The organism is Mycobacterium szulgai (assembly GCF_002116635.1).
Lineage (GTDB): Bacteria > Actinomycetota > Actinomycetes > Mycobacteriales > Mycobacteriaceae > Mycobacterium > Mycobacterium szulgai.
This window is the reverse complement of sequence record NZ_LQPW01000061.1, coordinates 1-1,754: the sequence shown is the minus strand read 5'-3', so window position 1 is coordinate 1,754 and position 1,754 is coordinate 1. Positions and strand designations below refer to the sequence as shown.

The 1,754-nt window shown below is 67.2% G+C and carries 1 protein-coding gene; it reads right to left on the bottom strand.

Annotated features, from left to right (window positions below; translation table 11 throughout):
• Window positions 1-1,754 (bottom strand): protein kinase domain-containing protein (locus AWC27_RS11225; protein WP_169726759.1); only part of this gene is annotated, 1,754 nt, incomplete at both ends.

The following is a 1,754-nucleotide window of genomic DNA, read 5'->3' as shown; positions in this document are numbered from 1 at the left end:
TCGAAGCTGCCGGCGAACACCGACAGTTGGGCCCAAAGCTGTTGTTCGGCGTGACTGCAACGCTCGTAGCTCCAGTCGATGCAGCAGGTCAGGGATTGTTGGCGGGTGGGTGCGCCGCGCCGTCCGCGGTTGAGCAGGGTGTAGCTGCGGGCGAGGTCGTCTGCGATGTGGTCGAGCGATAGGGCTCGAAGGCGTACGGCGGCCAGTTCGATGGCCAGCGGCACGCCTTCGAGTTGTGTGCAGATGCGGGCTACGGCTGGGGCGTTGTGGGCGGTTAAGGCGAAGCCGGGGACCGCGGCGCGGGCGCGTTCGACGAACAAGGTGATGGCGTCATAGTCGGTTAGCGAGGACAGGTTCAGGTTGTCTTCAGCGGTGGGGTAGGTCAGCGGGGCCAGGGTCAGTACTGCCTCACCGGCGATGTTGAGGACTTCGCGGCTGGTGGTGATGACGTGCAGGGCCGGGCATTCGCGCAGCAGGGTGTCGACGAGCTTTGCGGCATCGTCGATGAGGTGTTCGCAGGTGTCGAGCACCAGCAGCGCGTGACGCGGCTGCAGGAATTGCCTGAGCACCTCAGCCATCGGCCGCCCGGAGTGATCGCGCAGCCCCAAGGCGGTGGCTACGGTTTCGGCGAGCAGGTCCCCGGCGTGCAGGTCGCCCAGTTCCACCAGCCAGACGCCGTCGTCAAAGTGGGTGCCCAGTTCGGTGGCGGCGTGGGTGGCCAGGGTGGTTTTGCCGACTCCGCCGATTCCGGTCAGGGTGACCAGCCGGGACTGCTCGAGCAGGGCGCGCAGTTGGGCCAGCTCGCCGTGGCGGCCCACCACCCCGGCGGGCAGGGTTGGGACCCGCCGCGTGCTGGCCGCGCGCGCGGGCGCTGGGCGTGGGCCGGGTTGTAGTGCGTCGTCGCTGCAGTGCAAGGCCATCTCGTCAACCGCTAGCCCGCGACGGCGCTGGATTTGTTGGAGCGCTTGGCCTAGTTCTAGTGCCGAGGGGCGGTCGGTGGGTTCGCGGGCCATGGCGTGTTCAACTAGGGCGGCCACGTCGGCGGGGATGTCGTGTTCGTTGAGTTCGGCCAGTGGTTGGCTGCTGATGCGGATGAATTGGGCGATCATCTGCTCGCCGGCGCGGCGCTGGAAGGGGGCGTGGCCGGTTAGGGCGGTGAATAAGGTGGCGCCCAGGCTGTAGACGTCTGAAGCCGCGGTGGGGGGCTGGCCGGTGAGGATCTCGGGGGCGGTAAACGCCGGGGAGCCGGCCAGCGCGCCGGTCTCGGTGCGCAGGCCCGTTGCGGTGCGGGCGATCCCGAAATCACCCAGTGCGGGTTCGCCGTAGTCGGTGAGCAAGATGTTGGCCGGCTTGATATCGCGGTGCACGATCGCGAGCCGGTGTGCTGATTCCACGGCGCCGGCGATCTTGACCCCGACCCGCAATACTTCCTCGAAGTCCAGTACACCCAGGCGGGCGATGCGTGCTTGCCAGGCTCCTTGTCCGCAGTAGGGCATCACCAAAAACAAACGGTCGCTGGCGGTTTGGCCGACCTGTAACACCGTCACGATATTGGGATGGCTGGTCAGTCGGGCCATTGCCTGCTGCTCACGGACAAACCTGGCCCGATCATCGGCAAACTGGGCGGTCAGTATCTTGACCGCTACCACCCGCGCTAAGGCCTGCTGCACACAGCGGTAGACCACCCCGAGGCCGCCCTGGCCAACCTGCACCGCCTCGCTGAACCCCGCCGCAGCCAACTCCGACACCACATC